Origin of the sequence: Lacticaseibacillus zeae DSM 20178 = KCTC 3804, from assembly GCF_000260435.1 — a bacterium.
In the GTDB taxonomy this organism is placed as follows: Bacteria; Bacillota; Bacilli; order Lactobacillales; family Lactobacillaceae; genus Lacticaseibacillus; species Lacticaseibacillus zeae.
The window spans coordinates 16,083-37,493 of sequence record NZ_BACQ01000030.1 but is presented as its reverse complement, the minus strand read 5'-3'; the positions used below and the strand labels follow the sequence as shown (position 1 = coordinate 37,493).

Genomic DNA, 21,411 nt, shown 5'->3' with positions numbered 1-21,411 from the left:
GGACGAATGTCATGAATGCAAGTATTGCGGTACAGGTTTTGCCAATGTATCCGGATCAAAAGAAAGTGCTGGAGGTTGTCGACGCGGTGATTGCGTATATTCAATCAACCGGTGTCAATTACGAGGTCAGCGCGTTTGAAACGACTATGGAAGGCGATTACGATCAGCTAATGGCTATTTTGAAGCAGATCCCCGTGGTCACGGCTAAAGCTGGCGGTACATCCCAGATGGTGTATGCCAAGATCAATTATTTTCCCGAGGATACCGGCTTAACGATTGCCGATAAGGTCGATAAGTTCAAGCATTAAGCAGTTAAAAGTGGCCATATAGTCATTAACCCTGGCTGACAAAAGAGGGTGGGTCATAATTCGTGGCCCATTTTTTGTTTTCCTAGGAAAATTTGCTAGAAATTATTAATTCGTCAGTGCCAAAGCGGAGCAATCGTAGGCCAGATGGGGCTCAGACTTGCAAACAACACAGCGACTGGGCTTGTCGCTGATGTTGTTAGGCGACTTTGAGACAGCGGTTTTCTGGCTCAAAGCGCCGTCTCCGCTCTAGCTTCGCATCGCCACCCCATCTGGCCGGAGATTGGCACGGCAAGGAACTTATTGTCTAAGTTTTTTTGATAGTTCAGAATTCACTAACCTATGAGCGTCCTCGTGAAATTATGGCTCAACTTCATTTTCGTTAGTTACTGAATAATGTCGCGATTAGGATCACGCCAATTAATGATCAAGACGAGTACCATCATCACGACGACCATCATGAAAACACCATGCAGACCGGTGAGAATCGCGGCAGCTGCTTGCGGATTGTGAACCGAGGTGGCTGATTTGGCGCTGATTGCCGCATTGACGGTTTTGAAAGAAAGCCCATGCAGGTTCGCCCGAATCACCAAAGTCAGCACGGCTCCATACACGCCAGTCATCACCGTCTGTCCCAGCGAGCGCCCTAGCGTCAAAATACTGGTAGCCGACCCGACATAGCGATCCGGCACAAGATGTTGGCTAAGCACCGTGTTCATGCTGATGACAATCCCCATCACCGTTCCATTAACCATGGCAATCACGTAAAAAGCCCATACCGGAAAATTCGGCGAAGCAACCGTGAGCAGTAAATAGGCGCATGTCAGAATGAAGACGAGCATTAACGACAAGGTTCGCGGGACAAATCTTTTAATCAAGGGACCGACCAGAAAAGATGATGCCAGCCATAACACGGAGCTAGACGTCACTACCAGCCCGGCTGCGGTTGCACCCAAATGGTACAGCGATTGTAACCAAATCGGGAAGTAAATTTGATAACCGATTAAGACGCCGCTAAGCAATAACGCCGTCAAAATCTGTACGGTAAAGGTAAAACTCTGAAACATTTGCGGCGCAATTAACGGATCGGTTGCCCGTTGTTCTTGCCGGAACAGAAGATACCCACCCACACATGCCAGGACTAACAAAAGTGCTGCTAGCCAGGGCTGTTGATCAAGTGCCTGAATACCTAATAGCAGGGCGATTAACGTAACCGCTAGCCAAGCAATGCCCAGCCAGTCAATCGTTAATGACACATGCTTGCGGTTGGGTTCGCGGTACCCGATCTGAATGAGGAAGAAGACCAGCATACCCAGTGGCACGTTCACGAAGAAAACCCAGTGCCACGACAACTGATCAACCAAAAAGCCCCCAATGAGCGGGCCAACCAAAGCAGACAGACCCCATGCTGTATTATTAAGCGCCATCACGTTCGCCCGGTGAGCGAAATCATAGTAGTCGGCAATGATGGTAAACGTCAGCGGCATCACCGCCCCAGCACCAATCCCTTGCAAAGCACGGGCTAAAATAAGCAATAAAATATGCGGTGCCAAGCCGCTCAGCAAGGTGCCGACTGTGAACAGCACAACACCCCACTGAAAGATTCCTCGGCGGCCGATCGCATCCGCCAATTTTCCGTAAATCGGCGTGGTAATGGCTGTCGTCAGCAGGTAAGCGCTCATGATCCAGCTTTGATAAGCCAGTCCATGCAAGTCGCTAATAATCGCAGGTAAAGCAGTTGTCACAATCGTCACTTCAACCGAAGTCATAAACGTTGCAATAAAAACCGCCGCCATCACCAGACCGCGGCCTTGAGGTTTCGTTGTTGTCGACATGTTTGCATCTCCTTAGTACTTACATTGTACCAATTGGGGTCAAGACTTTTAGTATTAGATAACGGAGGAAGGGGGGGTGTCGTGCACATTGCTTCGATTGAGCAACTACTATAAAAAGACCACCCACCATTTTCTAGCGGACGGTCGTCTTAACTTTTTACAATGCAGGACGTCGTGGATGCCGTGGCATGTGACGATCCACCACGATCGCACTTGCCATTAAAATGATAATTACGGCGGCTGCCAGAACCTGATCAAATAGGATCAAACTAAGCGCGCCAACCAAGGCGAAGAACAGCAACAGCCAATCAATCTGTGATAGTGACAAAACAATCACCCCCAAGCATCAGCCTTAAAAGTCTGTCCAATCATCATTGTCACTGGCGTCTTTGTCGGGTGAGACATAGACAACAAGTTCGTCACTGAAACGCTTTAAGCAGTAAGCCGCCGCACTGACTACCGCGATGGCCATGAATGCTTTCAAAAAGTGGCTTTTCATAGGTTTCCTCCTTCGCATGCCTCCAGATTGTCAAACTTTGAATCCAACTTTATTTTACCATCACTTTGCTTTAAACGCGTTCACCAGCCCAGAAACCTGCGTGTAAGGACCTTGGTCGCAATGGCCTAAGCCCGGGCCATCACGCCCAAGGCCACTTACACTCCGGTTTCTAACCGGGCTGATTCACGCTCTGCCTTAAACGCGTTCACTGGCGCAGAAGTCGGAATATAAGGACCTTAGGCGCAATGGCCAAAACCGGGCCATCACGCCTAAGGCCACTTATACTCCGACTTCTAAGCGCACCAGTTCACGCTCTTGGAAAAATTAACCAAATTAAGATTAAGGCAATTTAAGTGAATTTAAGTCAAAATAAGTGCTTTTTCGTCAATCTGTGTTATACTGAACTCATTAAAACCGAAAGTAGGTATGAGCATGGATACAAAAGTTAAGACTGTTGATTACTCATCCAAGGAATACTTCGACCGAATGACAGAATACTGGCAAGCCGCTAATTACGTGTCGGTTGGCCAGCTCTATTTGAAGGACAATCCGTTGCTGGAACGGCCACTGAAAAGTGAAGATGTGAAGCCGCATCCGATCGGTCACTGGGGCACGATTGCCGGTCAAAACTTCATTTACACCCATTTGAACCGGGTCATTAATAAGTACGACCTCAACATGTTCTACATTGAGGGTCCGGGTCATGGTGGCCAGGTTATGGTTTCCAATTCTTATCTGGATGGGTCATACTCGGAAATTTATCCACGGATTTCACAGGATAAAGAAGGCATGAAGCGTCTGTTTACGCAATTCTCATGGCCAGGCGGTGTGGCGTCACACGCCAGCGCCCAGACGCCGGGTTCGATTCATGAAGGCGGGGAGTTAGGCTATGCGCTGAGTCACACAACCGGCGCGGTTCTGGATAATCCTGATGTCATTGCGGCGGTTGTGACCGGCGATGGCGAAACGGAAACCGGCCCATTGGCAGCTTCATGGTTCAGCAATACCTTCATCAATCCGATTAGCGATGGCGCGATTTTGCCAATCGTTCATATGAATGGGTTCAAAATTTCTAACCCAACGATCCTCTCCCGGAAGTCGGATGAAGATCTGACCAAGTACTTTGAAGGCATGGGCTGGAAGCCGTACTTTGTTGAAGGCGACGATCCGACCAAGCTGAATCCGGAAATGGCCAAGGTCATGGATGATGCGATTGAAACGATTAAGGCAATTCAAAAGCACGCCCGTGAAACCGGCGACACCACCATGCCACATTGGCCAGTGATTATTTTCCGCTCACCAAAAGGCTGGACCGGTCCTAAGAGTTGGAATGGCGAACCGATCGAAGGCTCCTTCCGTGCGCACCAGATTCCGATTCCGGTTGATGCCGAAGACATGGAGCATGCGGATTCTTTGGCAGGCTGGTTGAAGTCCTACCATCCGGACAAACTGTTTGACGAAAATGGCAAGTTGATTCCGGAATTGGCTGCCTTGCCGCCAAAGGGTGACCAACGGATGGCCGCCAACCCGATTACCAATGGCGGCATTGATCCAAAGCCATTGGTTCTGCCAGATTATCGCAAATATGCGCTGGACAACAAGGAGCATGGCAAGCAGATCAAGCAGGACATGATTGTCTGGTCCGATTATCTGCGTGATTTGATTAAATTGAATCCGCACAACTTCCGTATTTTTGGCCCTGATGAAACCATGAGTAACCGGCTTTATAGCTTGTTTGAAGTGACCAACCGGCAATGGCTGGAACCAATCAAGGAACCGGCTGACCAATACCTGGCACCAGCTGGTCGGATCATTGATTCACAGCTGTCCGAACATCAGTCAGAAGGCTTCAATGAAGGCTACACGCTGACCGGCCGTCATGGCTTATTTACCAGCTATGAAGCCTTCCTGCGGGTTGTCGATTCCATGCTCACCCAGCACTTCAAGTGGATTCGCAAGGCCCACGAAGAACCATGGCACAAGGCTTACCCAAGTCTGAATGTGGTCTCGACTTCGACCTCATTCCAGCAAGATCACAATGGTTACACCCATCAGGATCCAGGCATTTTGACCCACATGGCGGAAAAGAAGCCTGAATACATCCGCGAATATCTGCCAGCGGATGCGAATAGCTTGTTGGCGATCTCACCAAAATTGTTCGGCTCGCAAAACACCGTCAATGTGCTGATCACTTCCAAGCAGCCACGGCCACAGTTCTACAGTATTGATGAAGCAACCGTTTTGGCCAATGCCGGGCTTAAACGCATCGATTGGGCTTCCAACGATGACGGTGTTGAACCGGATGTGGTGATGGCTGCAGCGGGTACCGAACCGAACATGGAAAGCTTGGCAGCAATCAACTTGTTGCATGATGCCTTCCCGGATTTGAAGATTCGCTTCATTAATGTTTTGGATCTTCTGAAGTTGCGCAGTCCGGAAATCGACCCACGTGGTTTAAGTGATGCCGAATTCAACAGCTACTTCACCACCGACAAGCCAATTCTCTTTGCTTATCATGGCTTTGAAGGCTTGATTCGCGACATCTTCTTCACCCGCCAGAATCGCAATGTGCTGATTCATGGTTATCGTGAAGAAGGCGACATCACGACACCATTTGACATGCGGGTTCTGAACGAACTTGACCGCTTCCACTTAGCCAAGGATGTCATTCAGCACGTGCCGGCATATGCCGAAAAGGCTGCAGCTTTCATTCAGAAGATGGATGACACGTTGCAATACCACCATGACTTCATCCGCGCAAACGGGGAAGATATCCCTGAAGTGCAGGAATGGACTTGGAAGCCGATTAAGTAATCAGGTCTAAGTGTTGTTTGACATTAACAGATGAACATGACGAAAATCGATCTCCGCAACTGGAGGTCGATTTTTTTGTTGGGATATACGTGAAAATTCCGACATTTTGAAAACCAAGACGTTGACGTTAATCCGACAAAAAATGTAATCGCATACAATTCTGCTGCATCAGCATTTATGCGACTATGCCAGCTACGAGTTGACGCGATAAGTGACAAAACCGTGAAACAAATGGCAAGAAATTGTGTAATATCTGTAAAAAATCACTTTACTTTCCCTGAAATCTAATATACTCTTAATGCAATATCATTTTGAGGGTGAGTAAATGAAAGTTAAACGATTAGTTGCAGGAGCCATGATCTTTGCTTCAACCGTTCTTTTGGCTGCGTGTGGCAGCAAGAGCAGCAGCTCAGACACTTTTAATCGAATGGAGAAGGATGTCATCTCCACGATGGACAATGCCCATATTACGGACGTTGTCAGTGGGCAGGCGGCAGTCGATACCGGCGATGGTTTATACCGGTACAAGGGTAAGAAACTTCAGGCTGCGGTCGCAACCAAAGTGGTGAAGCCGACTAACAATGGCTTGACGTATACATTTAATTTACGTAAAACCAAGTGGAGTAACGGCGATCCCGTAACAGCCAAGGACTTTGTGTTTGCTTGGCGGCGCGCGACCGATCCTAAGACCAAGTCAGAGTATGCTTATCTGTTCTCAGGCATCAAGAACGCTGACGACATCACGGCCGGTAAAAAGGCACCTTCAACACTGGGTGTCAAAGCTGAAGGCAATTACAAACTTGTCGTAACCCTGGATCATCCAACACCTTACTTTGGCACGATGATGGTCAACCCGGTCTTCTTCCCGTTGAACCAAAAGACAGTTGAAAAGTATGGCAAGAAGTTCGGGACGCAAAGTAAGTACCTTGTCTTTAATGGACCGTTTAAGTTGACTAACTGGAATGGTACCGGTAATTCATGGGATGAAGTGAAGAACGATTCATACTGGAATGCCAAGCAGGTTAAGTTAAAGAAAATTCACGTTCAGGTTGTTAAGGATTCCAACACAGCCGCTAACCTGTACTCAACCAAGAAGCTTGACGACGCTGTTCTAACTGGTGAAATTGCCAAGCAGCATAAAAATGACAAGGATTACGTTGGTGACAAACAGGGCCGTACCACTTACCTTGATATGAACGAAGACAAGGTTCCTGATTTCAAGAACACGAAATTGCGTCAGGCGGTTGCCATGGCGATTAACCGGAAAGAGCTTGCTGAGAAGGTTATCGGCGATGGCTCATTCGGTATCCCAACCATCACACCGGAAAACTCAGGCAGCAATCCGAAGACCGGCGAAGATTTTGCCAAGGATGCAGCCAAAGAATCTGAAACCGTTCAGAAGTATGACCTTAAACAAGCTAAGAAGCTATGGGCTGAAGGCTTGAAAGAAGTTGGTAAAACCGGCGAACAAGTCACACTGACAACAGACGACACGGATGTTGCCAAGAAGACGGGCGAATATCTGCAATCAGCTTTGGAACAATTGCCAGGTATGAAGGTATCAATTTCTTCCGTACCATTTAAGACCCGGATCCAACGGTCATTGGATGGCAGCGCACAGTTCATCCTTTCCGGCTGGCAAGGCGACTTCCCGGATCCGATTTCCTTCCTGGATCTCTATTCAACGGGCAATACCTATAACTTCAGCCACTGGTCAAACAAGCAGTACGATGATCTGCTCAAAGCTTCCAAGACCACCGATGCCAACAATGAGACCAAGCGCTATGATGATCTCCTGAAGGCACAGGTTCTGCTCTCCAAAGAAGCACCAGTCGCAACCCTGTATCAAACCGTTCAAGGACATTTACGCAATCCGAAACTGAAAGGCGAAACCTTCAGTCCGGCCAACATGTATAACTTTGTTGGGGCGTATATGGCGAAGTAAGCTAAAACTTGAAATTGCTCTCTATGCCACATCGGTGAAAGCCGGTGGTGTAGAGAGCTTTTTCTTGTCCCTTTTTATCCAAGTGTGAAATCAAGCTGATGTGAGCTTCTACTGATTTTTTGAAAATCAAAAAGAGATAGAACTATTCGTACATATTAATATATGAACTCAAATAATCTTGTTAATAAAAATTGATTTGTAAAATCAAAGAAAAAATGAGGTAAAAATGATTGAATAAAGTAATACAGAGATTTAACATCATGATATCAATTGAAACATGGAGTTGATTTAATTGCTCAACAAGCAGTACTGGAAAACCAAATCAACCATAACTGCTTTCTTAATGGCACTCCTATTTCTCTTGGGGCATCTTTATGCCAATCTTGGTTATGATGCCAACGGTGGTAAGCAGACGGTAGGGTTCTTTTTCTTCTCGCCATATATGAACTGGCTGCCTGTTGATATCTCTTCAAACATACCGGTTGCATGGAGCATGGCAGCGCCATTGCTTTCAGTTCTTGCAGGTGGGATGTTTGCTGCTAATCAAGGACGTAGCGGTTATGTCAGATTAATGCGCAGCCGATTAAACTTCAAAGCTTATCGACTAAAGACACTCATGATCGGCGGCGCGTGGGGTGCGATCTTACCAAGCGTTGTTTTGATCATGGATTTTCTTGGATTGCTTGCCATTCATCCCAACGTATTGCCAAATCAGTGGCTTAACAACAATGTCGCGATTAGCTATTTGGGATTTGGTGGCAATTTCTTTTACACACACACTTGGCTATATATGGTGGCGTGGATTCTGTTAATCGCCCTTTACGGAGCAAGCTACGCAGTCTTCTCCAATTTTCTTTATTTTATGACGGGGAAGACAATCGTCGCATTGCTGGGCTTGATGGGTCTTCAACTTTTATTGCTAGGTATTAGCATGGTTTCCCGTGTGAGCTTAGCACCAATGACCTATCTGCAAATAGTGCCGACAGTTGGTGCTCCCTCGTTGATATATGTCTTGCTGTGGCCTTTTGTTTTGATCGGATTAAGTCTCTTGGCGCTTCGGGTTCCGGCGGTTGAGGTGTGAGCGATGAAAAGAAAAGGAAAGCTATTGGCAATTCGATTTTTACCACAGATGCCTAGACTCGTCTTTATTTTGCTCATGCTAGTTGTCTCATCCGGCTTTACCATCATGGGATTAATGACGGGGCAGTTTCAAAAAGGCTTGTTTGGTGCCAATCTCTCTGTTCAAAGACCCTTTGGCCAAATAATACTTTTGCTGCCAATTGTTGGGGTACTGACATTTTTGTTGGTAAAGCTGTTAAAAAACACTAGCCTGCTTTTACGAATTGGATCGCGGGTATCGATTGCTCGGCAGATTCTACATGAGCTATCAGTTTATACATTAGCTGTCACAGTCGTTGTATGGGGCATTTGGTTCGGTGCTGTCCTTCTTTTTTCGCAAGTGGGGCAAGGTGTCATGATAATCGCTGCCAATCTTAATCTAATGATGAATGTTGCGACGGCACTTTTTATTGACACGTTGCTGACGCTATTTTTCTGTTTGGCATTCAGATCTCAAGCGGTTGGCATTTCGCTTGGATTGGGAGTGATCATTGTTTTTTACATTGCGCCAAGTTTCGGCTTGGATGCGATAACCAATCTTATAACGCCAAAATTAACCCAAGGAGCTATGTGGCCGATTGACATTGTTAAGCAGTGGCTGTTAGTCGTTATTGCAACCGAGCTGATGACGATCACTTTGATGCATATTCGTTTGCCGATAAAGGTGTGAAAATATATGAAGAGACGGTGGGTAAGAAGGCTTTTACGAAGGCGATTGAGCATAGCGTCGGTTATTTTCCTCGTTCTCTTAATGGGATCGCTAGCGCTGAGTTTCCAATATCGGCATAGTGCGACGTTTAGTCAAGTGCATGATCCGGTCATGATGGCCTTTATCGGAGCAACGCCGGATCGGTTTGCCAGCAGTCAAGTGCTATGGCTATTTCTCTGGGTGGGTTTTATGACCTTGCCAATTTTTATCGGTGCAGGGGTGACGAATGCTTACCAAGATGGCCTGTATACTTACGTTAGCTTACGCATCCGACCGCGGCTTTCGGCATATTTATGGCCGCTTAAACAATTACTGCTTATGGAAGTGGGTTTCTTGTTCATGATGGGAGTAGTTCTTACAGTCGTTGTGCCTTTTATTTGGCCGGAGCAACATTTTTTTGCTGCTGGTTGGTTTACATTGGTCATTGTTATGAGCCAAGTGTTGTTGGTGGTTTTTGAAACAGTTGTCGAAGGCTATTTTGGGGTTGTGATCGGTGTCGTGAGCACTTTGGTTGTTGTTTTCCTGAGTTTTCTGCAGGTTTCCTTAATGCCATTACGATTTGCCATCGGGAGCATGCCTGCGACGAATCACCAATTGCTAAATGTACTTTGGTATCAGATGGTTTTGATTCTTTTGCTCACACTTATTCAAGTTTTTTATATGCCGGGAAGGTGGGGACGTTATGTCACAGAGCGTAGATAAGCCAAAGATTCAGGTTGATGTCGTTCATTTAGCGGTCACGATTAAACGAAAAAAGATCCTTGATGACATTTCACTTTCTTTTGTTTCGCCGAATATTTATGGCATTGTTGGTCCGAATGGCACGGGCAAGTCGGTTTTTCTTAAAGCATTGCTTGGCTTTATTCGATTAGCCAGTGGCAGTGTGAAAATCAATGACGTTCAGATTGATCCGCGCCGTGATTTTCCAGTCAGTGTGGGCGCAATTATTGAACATCCGGGTTTTATCAACGATATGAATGGCCATGATAATTTATTGGCACTTGGCCAAATTCGGAGTGATCTCACGGATGAAGATGTGCACGCGGTGATGGTGAAAGTGGGTTTGCCGGATGATAAAAAGCCAGTGTCAGACTATTCACTAGGCATGATTCAGCGATTGGGTATTGCCCAAGCAATCATGGAGGATCAACAACTGATTGTGCTGGATGAACCGACCAATGCGCTTGATCGAGAAGGGATTGCCTTCCTGACAAAGCTATTAAAAGAACTGCGAGATCAGGGCAAACTAGTGTTAATTGCCAGTCACGATCTTCTTTGGTTACAAACATTGGCTGATCAGACCTTTGAATTGACGAATGGTCAGCTTCATAAAATCGAGGATGTGATGCAAGCATGAGCACCTCGCAGCGGCGATTTTTCCGACTCGGATTTTTGGCGGTTATCATACTGCTTATCGGTTTATTTGGGTGGCGTTACCACACAATTAATGCTAAAGTAGCGCATCCGGCAGTTAGTGTGAGGACGCTGAAGTTACCGGCTAAAGTTGGCTTAAATCAAAAGACAGCTATACTTGAGAAGGTTGAGGCAAGGGTTGTACACGGCAAGTGGCAGGTGCAGTTACATTTTGATCAACCCCTTGCCAAACAAAGTATCAAGCATATGCGTTTCCAAATTGAACAGCAACGCGAAGGAAGAAAAGTCGCCAATGAATCAGTGGTAAGTTTGAGTCGGAATAATAAGGTGCTTACCATGACGGATTCCTATTACAGTCAGGCTAAGTTTAATCGAGTGGTTATGGTTACCTTGCCACACGCGCTGCACTCGCAAAATCAGGTGCAGCTTGTGCCGTTTAAAGCTTAAGGCGTATAGCTGCAAAATTGTTGTCTGCGGGCACCGATTTCTGAAGGGATGTGATAGCTTGGTTCAAGAAAAGGATGATCTTCGATTTCAACTAAACCCCCATGCCAAGTTTGATGTCCGGGCTGCGGTTTTATTAATTCACGACGATCAGGTTTTAGTGACGCTTGAAGCGACGAGCGGTTTTGCGATTGTCCCCGGTGGTGCCGTGAAATTTGGCGAGACAGCTGCAGAGGCTGCTGTTCGCGAAATTTATGAGGAGTTGCGGCTGAAAGATGTGCAACCGTCTCTGGTGGGTGTGCTTGAATCATTTTGGGAACAACCGGAGCAAACTTATCAGCAGTTAATTCTGGTGCATCGATTTGAATTATCGTCAGAACAGGCCGAAGCCATAGTTTGGCAGGAAGGCTTGCGGGGTCAATGGCTGTCATTTTCAGAGGCATCTCGGCAAATACGGCCGCGTAAGTTGGCTGAATTTATGCGGCCTAGTGAGACATTTTTGCATCTAGTTGACCATCACAAAGAGTGACACAGTGTCACCGTCCTTATGGCGCATGCCTCTCCGGCTAGCTTTACAAGCAGCATCAATTATAAAATGTCTAATTAGAGGTGCTTACTTTGCCTTTACCTGCTAACCTTGATACGCTAAAGGTAGGCTACAGGCCGGAAGGGAGTTGCATTTTGATGGATATAACGACTAGACCGACGTTGCAGCAGTTTTTAGCAGACACGAAGCAAGGCCCTTATGTATCACGGTATCTATCTTGGCCGGACAACACACCGGTTGAGGAATTACGGATTCGGTTTAAGAATATGATGAAACATGTCAAAGCGGTGATGGGCGAAACCTATCCGAAGACGGATTTCGCGCCATACGCTGCTGAGCTTGAACCGTATGAACAGGATCCGATGTTTTGGCAGACATGCGAGACGAATGGTATTGGCGTGCTGACAAACGGCACGCAAACGTACGTCACGCCAATGTATGAAACCGTTGATGAGGTGGCGATGGTGACCGAGTTGCCACAGATTTTGCCATTGATGCTGGATGAAGCGACCGCAACGGATTTTGATATTCTGGCGCTTAATGCCGACAGTATCAAGCTTTACCATAACCACGGCCATCAGGTGCGATCGGTGTCCTTGCCGGATGACGCGCCCCAGACGTTGACAGGGACGCTGGGCACCGAAATTCGTGGCGGTGAGTTAAACAGTGTGCCTCAAGGTGGCGGCCATGTGACGTATCACGGCCACAATGACAAGTCCGCTGAAAAGGCCAGTGATCAACGCCGCTTTTATCAGGCTGTCGATCAGTATTTACTCGCGCATTATAGCAATCCGAACAAAATGCCGCTTGTACTGATGGGCTTAGCCGAAAATGTGGCGGTCTTTCGGGAGATTTCCAAAAACCATCATTTATTGCCGAAACTTGCGGTGATGAAAAGCCCGGCAACGCTTGATTTTGTCGAATTGGATGATTTGTTGGCGCCGATTCGCGAAACTTTGCGCGATCGGCGACGTCAGCGTTTTGCTGAGACGATCGAAAAGGCGCGGAGTAATGGCAGTTACACCGAGGAACTGACCACCATTGTCACAGCAGCATTGCGTGGGCAACTTGCTATGCTGTTTGTTCAAGCGGGCGCCCGGATTCATGCCCGACTTGATGGCGAGCGAATCGAGCGTGACTCAAAAGTTGCTCAGCACGCCAACTTATTAAACACATTGGCAGATATCGTGATAGGCCATGGCGGGCAGGTCGTGGTATTGCCAGAGGAACAACTACCGGCCAAAGTCGGGGCAATGATGCGTTACGCTTGAGTTTGTTTCGGAAAAGATTAGACGTAACCCTAAGCAAAAAGACAGACGCTCATATTTCCAAATTATTTGGAGATGTAAGCGTCTGTTTTACGGTTCAGTTAGTGAGCCTAAGTCAAAGTGGAAATGCCAGGAGCATTGGGTTTACTGTATGGATCAATTCCTGCATATTGCATGATCTTAGCCTCCTAAGCTAATTCGAGTGTTCCAGTCAATTGTGCTTTTGTCTTAGGCGTGAGGTGATGTGTGATCATAATCACCGTGAGATCTTTTTCTGCTAATAAGGCATCTTCAATGGCTTGGGCACTTTCGTCGTCAATACCAGCTGTGACTTCATCGACAATCAAGATTGGTTTCCGAAATGATAAGGCGCGTGCTAGTGCTAATTTTTGTCGTTGCCCACCAGACAAGTTACTGCCGTGTTCGTGGATATTCGTACTTAAACTGGTGAATGTGTTGATACCAAGAAACTCTACGATTTTATTGAGTGTATTTGAAGCGCTAGGTTTTCCCAATGTTATATTTTCTTGAACACTTTCATTGAAAATATATGATTTTTGATCGACAAGTTCGATTTTGGCATTCAGCGTTGATGCTGGAAGTGAGTTTAATTCTAGATCATCGACGTGGATAGAACCGCTGTAATTAGTAAGTCTGCCACTCATCAGGTTGATAAGTGTTGATTTGCCAGTTCCGCTTTTTCCGAGAATGGCATACTTACCGCCTTTCTCGAAGCGGTAAGAGATATCCTTGATGACAGGTTTTTCGTCATAATTAAAAGAAAGATGGTCAACCGTAAGTGCGTTCTTAAATGAATCATCCTCAGGAGAGAGCGCGGGTTCTTTTGAGGAAGTATCTTTATGAAGCAATACTGTAACAGACTTCATCTGAAAGATACCTTGAATCATACCTGCGAGATTGTTGAAGACGGTGCCTGCCAATGAACCACTAGATGAGATGACGCCGACTGTAAAATAACCGCCGACAACTAACAAGCAAGTTAGTGTCAAAACGAGCATTTGTGCGGTTACATTGACGCCACTGATCAGCAAATTAACCAAGCCGACATTTTTGGTGTAAAGAACTTTCTCTTTTCCCTGTTGATCGGAAGCAACAGCCAGCTTATGTGTAAAGGCGTTGCCAAGATTGTGACTGAAAAACACGGAGAATCCGCCAATAATGTCATCCGCTTTTCCTAGGAAAGAACTATTGGCAGTTGCAAGCCGATTAGTCTCTCTGGTCATAATTTTAGAGAAGAACTGGGGGATGGTCATTGTGAGAAGTCCTAAAATAATGGCAGCCAGTGCCAAACTGTAATGGTAAAAAGCTAACGACGTAACGGCAAACAGCAACGTTGTAACATTGCCTAGCAGTGAGAAGAACGCATCTAAGCCATTTTGTTCGATCATATTGATGTCATTGGTTAACCATGAGACGTATTCATTATGGTTGACTTTCTTGTATTCGGAAATCGATACAGTGCTGAGTCCGTCCGCAATATCAGTACGCAACTGATTCGTTACCTTACGGATAATTTGGGCTTTCAGTACAGAATTCAAGTAGCCAATGGTTAGGGTGATGCCCCAGATGGTAATGGTCGACAGTAGCCAAAAGACGACCCCATTAAAGTTTTTGTTGATGAGTTGATCGGTCAAGGGTGCAAGGGTCAGTGAGCTGGCCACTTTGCCAAGCGACTCGATTAGAATCAGTAACGTTGTTAATAGCGTCAACGCCTTTTGTCGCGATAGTAAGCTGATAGTTGGTTTCATGGTGATCGCCTCACATTAATTTGATGGCCCTAGTATATGTGGTAATATGATGCCAACAAAAAATGTTTCAGATATGAAAAAGCAGGGGAGCATCATGGAAAAGATTGGCGAAGTTATTCATGTTTTTCGTGAGAACAAGGGCATGAGCCAGGCAGAGCTTAGTGACGGGATTCTTTCGAAGGCGCAGTTATCTAAGTTTGAAAGGAATTTAACCCAGATTTCCGCTGATAAGCTTCTGGCACTTCTTGAACGCTTACACGTCACATTTGCCGAATTCGGTAATGCTCTAGCTATTAAGGAGAATCTGTACGAGCAGTCGATATTGGAAGACATTACCAAGGCAATTGTCAATAACAACGGGGGCCAAGCTGCACTGGTAGAAGACAGGGCTGAAGCGCATTTCAAGAAGCATTCAGGAAAATATAATCGGCTCATTTTGATTATGGTTAAAGCAATGATTGCCGATATGAATGGTGAATCACTCTCAAAAGCCGATGTCAGTTTCTTGGCAGATTATCTGTTTAATGTGGATGGTTGGACTCGATTCGAACTGTTGCTTTTCGGAAATACGTTGTCAGTTATGCCGTTAGTAACCGTTAACCAGCTGGCGCGGGAATTAGCTTCTCAAACTAATGAGGCTTTGGAAATACACCAAAATCTGCAACTTAATATAAGCCTTTTATACAATGTTATACTTTTAAACTTAACGGCTAAGGATTTAAAAATGGCCAGGCTTTTTCTACGCGTTATGAAGAACAGTCATATTGAGGACAACATGATGGCTGAACGGTTTTTGATCACACTCGCAGAAGCACTTTGCACATACTGTGAAGAACCGTCCCCCGAAAATAAAGAGCGTGTCGAGAAGATCGTGGAGATTCAGAAAATGCTTGGGTCAAAAAGTTTTTTTGTTGCATTCAAGAAACAGGCTGAAATGTTCATAAATGAAACGGCAACTTAATAACACAACGGCTGATAAAATTTAAATCGTTTAAAAAATGTACTACTTCGCTTAGATTTTCGCCTTCCAGACATGCCGACTTGCGAATACTACAAAGGCTCAGACATCCAAAATGCGGGATGCTGAGCCTTTTGAGTTATTCATAGAAATTTTGAATTGAAATCACGAACCGGTACCAGCAAAAATCGCCTTCACAATCTGCTCCGCGGTTTTCAAACTCACATCATTAACAAGTGGGCGCGGACTGGCGGTGGTGAGCCAGTGGACGCCTTCCGTTGGGACACCCCAGAAGAAGAGACCGGCTTGGGGCTGTTCATTGGCGTCGAGCAATTGCTGGGTCTGCCTATCGACGGCGATCGCACCTGACTGGAAACGTTTGTCGGCATTGAGTTGCAGTTCATAAGGATGCGCATAGCCGTCATGCAGCAGTTGCTGAACGAGAGGATCTTGCGCAGTTGGAGCGTTGACGGCTGGAACCCGTGCTTCGAGCAAGGCTTTGGCTTGCAAGGAGAATTTTGGATCGCTTGGTGTTTTTAAAAGGAATTGACCGTCGATGCCTTTAATTTGCATGCCTGGTGGTAGGATTGTGACGATGCCTGCACCGATTAGGGCCTGCAGCTGATCGATGCGCAGAGCAGGTGGCCCGATCGACAGAAAATCGTTCAGTGAGTTGAACCAACGCAAGAAGAAGTCGAGATACTGGTCCTGACTAAAGAGGCCACGTTCGACAAATTGGCGAATGGGATCGCGCATGTCACGTAAGACTTCTAGCGCACTGGTTAGCGGGCCGGTTTTCGTGCCGCGCATCGCCTCGCGGGCATCTTGCCGGAGATAATGGCGCATGAAGTCTTGGTATGGCTGGCCACTGGGATGGGCTTTGGTCGGATCGGCGAGCACATCCCAATCGAGGCGGTCTTTAGCGGCGATCGGTAAGGTGCCTAAAGTCGCAACCGGGTCCGCGAGAAAATCATGTTCAAACGCGGTCTCGTCAATGTCGGGATAGCGTTGCGGTAACAGGAGACGATAGTAAATCAACTCGGCTTCATGCTTTAACGCGTCCCAGAAAGTCTGACCGCTTACTTCACCGCGGGCCTGCCAGGCATTGATTTGCTCAGGCGTCAGAAATTGCGGCTGCCATTCCTCGCCCGGTCCCTTTTGATTGTGGCCTTTAGCGCGATATGGAAAACCGCGCCGCGAGCCGGCAAAGATGTGCGGCTCGCGACCACTCGGGTGATAGGCGAGCAAGCCATCTGCGGTTTTCTGAAACCGCCCGCCGCGACCTTCTGTTAACCGACTCATTAAATCAAAGAAACTCAAGCCGAGTCCCCGAACGATAACCGGCGCTTGCGGTTCGATGTTGCTGAGGTCGCCTTCTTCCGGGAAACCCGGTTCCAGATAAAATAGCTTGTGCGCTTTGGCATAGTCGTGTAAGGCTTTTTGATCGCGCGTCAATGAGTTCTTTAAATTCCCCAGTGCCATGACAACTTGATCGGTTTGCCAGCTTTCCTGATCGGTTGTGATGGTGAATCCGGGATTTTTTTGATCTAAGCGGGTCACTGTTTGTTGTTTGTAGGTGATGGTATTTTGGCCGGCCTGGGCGCGTAGTAAGTCGAAGAACCACCGCTGATACACGCCGTAAAGTGCGCGGGAAGCGTAGCTGTTGGGTCCGAGACTGGCAGCTTGGCGTAACAAAATTGCCCGATTATCCAGTTCAGGGTGGGCATCCAGATAGCCTGCCGCGATCGTCAGTGCCCAAGTGCTCAGATCGGGTCCGGTGATAAATGGCCCGACGTCAGTGACGCTCTGATCCGTAAATAAGGTAATTTGCGAAGCAGCAGTGTTCATAATTAAATTAGGATCCTGATTGATTTTCCATACTCGGCCGCCGATTGGATAAAAGTCAACCAGTACGATATTAAGCCGGCGCTTGGGGTAGCGGATCGGTTGCCAACTCAGCAGCCGACTTAAAAGCAGCAAGCCCCGCGGCCCGGCACCGATAAGTGTGATGTGCATATTGAACTCCTTTTATGAATTGACCAATTAAGAAGCAACAAAGCTATTATACTTGGAAGCGTCGCAAAGCCGTTAGCGACTTGCTTTAGATTTCCCCTTTTTCGTGTCATAATGTTTGTATTGATAATCTAGAAGGGAAGGCAGATGCTGATGAAAGTTGTCGTTGTGGGCTGTACGCATGCAGGAACTGCGGCAGTGCGCGAACTTTTAACGAGACACCCGGAAACGGAAGTGGATGTTTTTGAACGTCGCGAAGACATCTCCTTTCTTTCTTGTGGCATTGCTTTGTACCTTGAAGGAACAGTTGGACGACTGGAAGATATGTTTTATGCTACCCCGGCTTCGCTTGAAGCGCTTGGCGCCAAGGTGCACGTCCATTTAAAGCATGACGTTTTATCGATTGATGCAGCTGATCATCGGGTCGTGGCCGAGGATCTGGCGACCGGCCAGCAGCAACATTATCAGTACGACAAGCTCATTATGACCACGGGCAGTTATCCAGTGATTCCGCCGATTTCCGGTGTCAGTATTCCGCGGGTCTTGATGTGCAAAAGTTATGATGATGCGCGCAAGATTAAAGAGAGCGCCAAAGATGCCGACAAAATTGCCATTGTTGGCGGTGGGTATATCGGCGTTGAATTGGCCGAGGCCTATAGCCGCAACCACAAACAGGTCATTTTGATCAATGGCGTGTCGCCGTTGTTGAGCCACTATGTTGACTTGCCGCTCAGTAAGGAAATTGCTTCTGTGTTGACGAAACGCGGCGTTGAACTCAAGACCAATACGATTGCCAGACATTTTGACAGTGATGCCAAGCATGTCTTCATTCAGACGGATCAAGGGGAGATTCAGGCCGACTTGGCGGTGGTTTGTGTCGGTTTTCGTCCGATGACCGAATTGCTGGTCGGACAGGTTGAGATGAATCCGGATGGTGCGATTCATGTGAATGATTATATGCAAACCAGCAATCCGGATATTTATGCTGCCGGTGATGCCGTTGCCGTTCATTTTAACCCGACCGGTAAAGATGCTTATGCGCCGTTGGCAACGAATGCCGTTCGCCAAGGAAAAATGGCCGGTGCCAATATTTTTGGCCAGAATATTAAATATATGGGAACACAGGCGACCAGTGCGTTAAAATTGTATGATCATAGTCTGGCGGTTACCGGACTCACACTTGCCCACGCCAAGCGTAATCATCTGCCGGCAGCCAGTGTGACCATGACGGATGATTTCCGACCGCCATTCATGCCGCATACGGTCAAGATTACAATGGTGCTGGTCTATGATACGCGCGATCGCCGGATTCTAGGGGCACAGTTTTATAGTGAATATGACATTGCCAATGCGGCGAATCTGATTTCGGTCATGATTCAAAATCGCAATACGATTGATCAGCTGGCCTATGTCGATATGTTGTTTAATCCGAATTATGATAAACCATGGCATTATCTTAATTTATTAGGCCAGTTAGCAGTGATGCAGGCAGATAACGCAAAGTTGTAGGGGGAAAATTATGAACGCGTGGAATCTTATCGGACTGTCAGCGTGGGTGATCTTAATTGCCTACTTCATCTTCATCGTCTGGCACATTCGCCGGCGACATATTAAAGCGATCGTCAAATCCGGTCGCCAAGTGCCGGCTTCGGTGGTGCTGGTTGATCTTGCGGAAGTAGCCGTGCTATTCCTGGCGACGGCCGGGTTGGTATGGGCAAGCTGGTTGCGGCCTATCGATTACCGCGATAGTCACGCCGTCACCATCAGCCATAGCGCGCAACCGCTGATCTTACAAACAGGCGACGAGCATTCCTTCTACGTTCGGGTCCACACCGGTAACGGTAAAAATCCAATCCTCTACTATACTTACTGGACGGAAGGCGCAAAGTATGAAAACAACAGTCATAACGCGGAAGTCAGCTCAGGCGCCCAACCCTTAACGCCGCGAGCTGCCGCCTATCCGTGGTCGAAAAAGTATCTGAAACGATTTGATCAAACCGCAGATCAGGCCTATGTGGCGACGGTGACGGCACGCTACCAACCGGGCTTTCTGAACGGCTTGGGCATGCACGTGGGCCATATTGCTGATCGGTTCTCGATTCTACGGGTTCCTAATGATACGTTTGTCGAGATTGATCCGGTCGAGGATTAAGGCGAACAGAAACAATCTGATCGTTTGATGCAAAATGTTGCGTCAGGCGATTTTTTTGTGAGTGCGAGCCAGCCCGGTTAAAAACGGAGTGTAGGTTTCAAGGTCCTTACATGCAGGTTTTTGGGCTGGCGAGCGCGTTATGGCCTTTTAAATTGAACTGACTAAAAATTCAGCAAAACCTGATGCTTAAGTGAATGGTTCGGTATTCAGCACATGGTATGATGAAACCATTCACAACCCGATTAAATGAAGGAGGCGAGGGGATGCATCGGCACAGCTGGTGGTTGGTACCCCTAATGTTGTTGCTGGGACTCTGCGCTGCAACGCTGCAACCGGTTCAGGCGAGTTCAGGTAAATGGTATCGCGATCAAGGGGCGATGATGGGGCCTAAGAGTCGCCGGGTTTTAAACGAGCTAAATGACCAGACATTTGCCAAGGTAAAAGGGCATCCGCAAATAGCGGTCATAACGGTGGCGTCGTTGCATGATGATGACATTGAAGATTATGCTAATGACCAGTTTGCGAAGGCCGGCGTCGGCAAAAAAGACTGGGAAAATGGGCTATTGTTGGTGCTTTCTCGCAATGATCACAAGTATTGGCTGGAAGTCGGGTATGGCTTAGAGGACGTTGTACCAGACGGCAGCGCCGACGAGATCGTGACGGACAGCGTTAAAAACCAGCTCAAGGCCGAAAATTATGATCGCGCCATTGCGATGTTCCTGACCAATATCGGGAAGCGTGTCGTTGCTCACCAAAGTGCGATTACAACGCCAACTCAAATTAAGGCCAAACGCGCGCGTGCTGCGGCAATCAAGCAGGCGCTAATGATTGCGGCACTGATTTTGGTCGGATTAATGGTTCTTTTCTTTTTGGTGCATGCTGCCATGAATGCGCGGTTGCATGACGCGATGAGCGACCCCGGGGCGATGGCAGCGTTGCCGATTTATGCAGCGGTGACAGCTGCTGGCATTAAGTTGCGGGTAGATTCAGCTTCCTTGCCGTTATTTCGCTTTGCTTGGGCGCATCACCAATTACGCGTAATCGGAATGGCTGGGCTAGCGCGACGAAGGTTTGAATCCTGGACGCAGGAGATTCGGTTTACGACGCCGCATCCATATTGGTACTACCACAATCTTCAAGGTGCACTCCGGAAACTGTCAGATCAAGAAATCGTCAACGCGCCCACCATAGCGGCACTGGCTGATTTGCTGACGCCGGCGTTAACGGATCGGCTGGTAACAGGAAAGCCATACGAAACGGCATATGCAACATGGCTCAGCGGGCAAAAAAGCATCTCCAGTCAGGAAGCCGTGACAACATGGGCGAAGTTTCTTGAAAACGTGAAAGCAACGGATCATTTTTCAGATAAAACTTTGGCAGCAACGTTTTCGGCCATACTTTTCCATATCCGTCATCCAGACAAGGATCAGCACTTAGATCAAGATGACTTACCGCTGTGGGTGATGTCTGATTTTGGCTCTGGATCAAGTAGTGGCGGAAGTGGCGGATCCGACAGTTTCGGCAGTGGTTTTGGTGGCGGATCCAGTGGCGGCGGCGGTTTTGGTGGTAGCTGGTGACTGATGAATCGGTGAAGCGTGGCGACCCGCTTTTTGAAAATAGCTTGAAAATCACATATCACGTGGGCTAACATTAGAAAATA

The 21,411-nt window shown here is 47.3% G+C and carries 19 protein-coding genes; 14 read left to right on the top strand and 5 right to left on the bottom strand.

Features of this window, described 5'->3' with window-relative positions; genetic code table 11:
* Positions 1–11: 11 nt before the first annotated feature.
* A complete protein-coding gene (locus GSO_RS05595) occupies positions 12–308 on the top strand; it encodes a thiamine-binding protein (RefSeq protein WP_010489927.1) in 297 nt (98 codons plus the stop codon).
* A 383-nt stretch (positions 309–691) separates the two neighbouring features.
* Here the strand turns inward: GSO_RS05595 and GSO_RS05590 are convergent, their stop codons facing one another.
* From GSO_RS05590 to GSO_RS18130, 3 genes are all read right to left on the bottom strand, one after another.
* On the bottom strand, positions 692–2,140 hold the full coding sequence (locus tag GSO_RS05590; RefSeq protein ID WP_010489926.1) for an MFS transporter: 1,449 nt from the start codon (positions 2,138–2,140) through the stop codon (positions 692–694).
* A 157-nt stretch (positions 2,141–2,297) separates the two neighbouring features.
* Positions 2,298–2,477 carry a hypothetical protein gene (locus tag GSO_RS18135; RefSeq protein WP_225358857.1) on the bottom strand — a complete coding sequence of 60 codons (180 nt, stop codon included), beginning with the start codon at positions 2,475–2,477 and terminating at the stop codon, positions 2,298–2,300.
* A 15-nt stretch (positions 2,478–2,492) separates the two neighbouring features.
* Positions 2,493–2,639 carry a hypothetical protein gene (locus tag GSO_RS18130; protein ID WP_010489924.1) on the bottom strand — a complete coding sequence of 49 codons (147 nt, stop codon included), beginning with the start codon at positions 2,637–2,639 and terminating at the stop codon, positions 2,493–2,495.
* 432 nt (positions 2,640–3,071) lie between these two features.
* On the opposite strand from GSO_RS18130, the gene GSO_RS05575 reads away from it, so the two are divergent.
* The 9 genes from GSO_RS05575 to GSO_RS05535 all read left to right on the top strand — a co-directional run bounded on the left by GSO_RS05575 (position 3,072) and on the right by GSO_RS05535 (position 12,862).
* The gene (locus GSO_RS05575; protein WP_010489923.1) at positions 3,072–5,453 is read left to right on the top strand and encodes a phosphoketolase family protein; all 2,382 of its coding nucleotides are present in this window, start codon (positions 3,072–3,074) and stop codon (positions 5,451–5,453) included.
* A gap of 325 nt (positions 5,454–5,778) precedes the next feature.
* Positions 5,779–7,398, top strand: a complete 1,620-nt coding sequence (locus GSO_RS05570; RefSeq protein WP_010489922.1) for a peptide ABC transporter substrate-binding protein — start codon at positions 5,779–5,781, stop codon at positions 7,396–7,398.
* A 292-nt stretch (positions 7,399–7,690) separates the two neighbouring features.
* Positions 7,691–8,479: a hypothetical protein gene (locus GSO_RS05565; RefSeq protein ID WP_010489921.1), complete on the top strand. Its 789-nt coding sequence runs from the start codon at positions 7,691–7,693 to the stop codon at positions 8,477–8,479.
* Between the two features lie 3 nt (positions 8,480–8,482).
* Positions 8,483–9,187, top strand: a complete 705-nt coding sequence (locus GSO_RS05560) for a hypothetical protein (RefSeq protein WP_010489920.1) — start codon at positions 8,483–8,485, stop codon at positions 9,185–9,187.
* A gap of 45 nt (positions 9,188–9,232) precedes the next feature.
* On the top strand, positions 9,233–9,928 hold the full coding sequence (locus GSO_RS05555) for a hypothetical protein (RefSeq protein ID WP_010489919.1): 696 nt from the start codon (positions 9,233–9,235) through the stop codon (positions 9,926–9,928).
* The gene (locus tag GSO_RS05550; protein WP_010489918.1) at positions 9,909–10,583 is read left to right on the top strand and encodes an ABC transporter ATP-binding protein; all 675 of its coding nucleotides are present in this window, start codon (positions 9,909–9,911) and stop codon (positions 10,581–10,583) included. The genes GSO_RS05555 and GSO_RS05550 overlap by 20 nt, the downstream gene beginning before the upstream one ends.
* On the top strand, positions 10,580–11,047 hold the full coding sequence (locus tag GSO_RS17985) for a PolC-type DNA polymerase III N-terminal domain-containing protein (protein WP_010489917.1): 468 nt from the start codon (positions 10,580–10,582) through the stop codon (positions 11,045–11,047). Before GSO_RS05550 ends, GSO_RS17985 begins: the two co-directional genes overlap by 4 nt.
* Before the next feature lie 58 nt (positions 11,048–11,105).
* The gene (locus tag GSO_RS05540) at positions 11,106–11,573 is read left to right on the top strand and encodes an NUDIX domain-containing protein (protein ID WP_010489916.1); all 468 of its coding nucleotides are present in this window, start codon (positions 11,106–11,108) and stop codon (positions 11,571–11,573) included.
* 155 nt (positions 11,574–11,728) lie between these two features.
* Positions 11,729–12,862, top strand: a complete 1,134-nt coding sequence (locus tag GSO_RS05535) for a baeRF6 domain-containing protein (RefSeq protein ID WP_010489914.1) — start codon at positions 11,729–11,731, stop codon at positions 12,860–12,862.
* Positions 12,863–13,047: 185 nt separating this feature from the next.
* Here the strand turns inward: GSO_RS05535 and GSO_RS05530 are convergent, their stop codons facing one another.
* A complete protein-coding gene (locus GSO_RS05530; RefSeq protein ID WP_010489912.1) occupies positions 13,048–14,628 on the bottom strand; it encodes an ATP-binding cassette domain-containing protein in 1,581 nt (526 codons plus the stop codon).
* Positions 14,629–14,722: 94 nt separating this feature from the next.
* Between GSO_RS05530 and GSO_RS05525 the strand changes: the two genes are divergently transcribed.
* Entirely contained in the window at positions 14,723–15,589 is an 867-nt protein-coding gene (locus GSO_RS05525; protein ID WP_029345526.1) for a helix-turn-helix domain-containing protein, read from the top strand.
* 162 nt (positions 15,590–15,751) lie between these two features.
* On the opposite strand, the gene GSO_RS05520 is transcribed toward GSO_RS05525, so the two are convergent.
* Positions 15,752–17,602 carry an FAD/NAD(P)-binding protein gene (locus tag GSO_RS05520; RefSeq protein ID WP_010489908.1) on the bottom strand — a complete coding sequence of 617 codons (1,851 nt, stop codon included), beginning with the start codon at positions 17,600–17,602 and terminating at the stop codon, positions 15,752–15,754.
* 144 nt (positions 17,603–17,746) lie between these two features.
* Here GSO_RS05520 and GSO_RS05515 point away from each other — a divergent pair, with 144 nt between their 5' ends.
* The 3 genes from GSO_RS05515 (at position 17,747) to GSO_RS05505 (ending at position 21,328) form a co-directional block, all read left to right on the top strand.
* Positions 17,747–19,108, top strand: coding sequence for an FAD-dependent oxidoreductase (locus tag GSO_RS05515; RefSeq protein ID WP_010489906.1), 1,362 nt, complete (start codon positions 17,747–17,749; stop codon positions 19,106–19,108).
* A gap of 10 nt (positions 19,109–19,118) precedes the next feature.
* The gene (locus tag GSO_RS05510) at positions 19,119–19,751 is read left to right on the top strand and encodes an LVIS_2131 family protein (RefSeq protein WP_010489903.1); all 633 of its coding nucleotides are present in this window, start codon (positions 19,119–19,121) and stop codon (positions 19,749–19,751) included.
* 263 nt (positions 19,752–20,014) lie between these two features.
* A complete protein-coding gene (locus GSO_RS05505) occupies positions 20,015–21,328 on the top strand; it encodes a TPM domain-containing protein (RefSeq protein WP_010489901.1) in 1,314 nt (437 codons plus the stop codon).
* Positions 21,329–21,411: the final 83 nt, after the last annotated feature.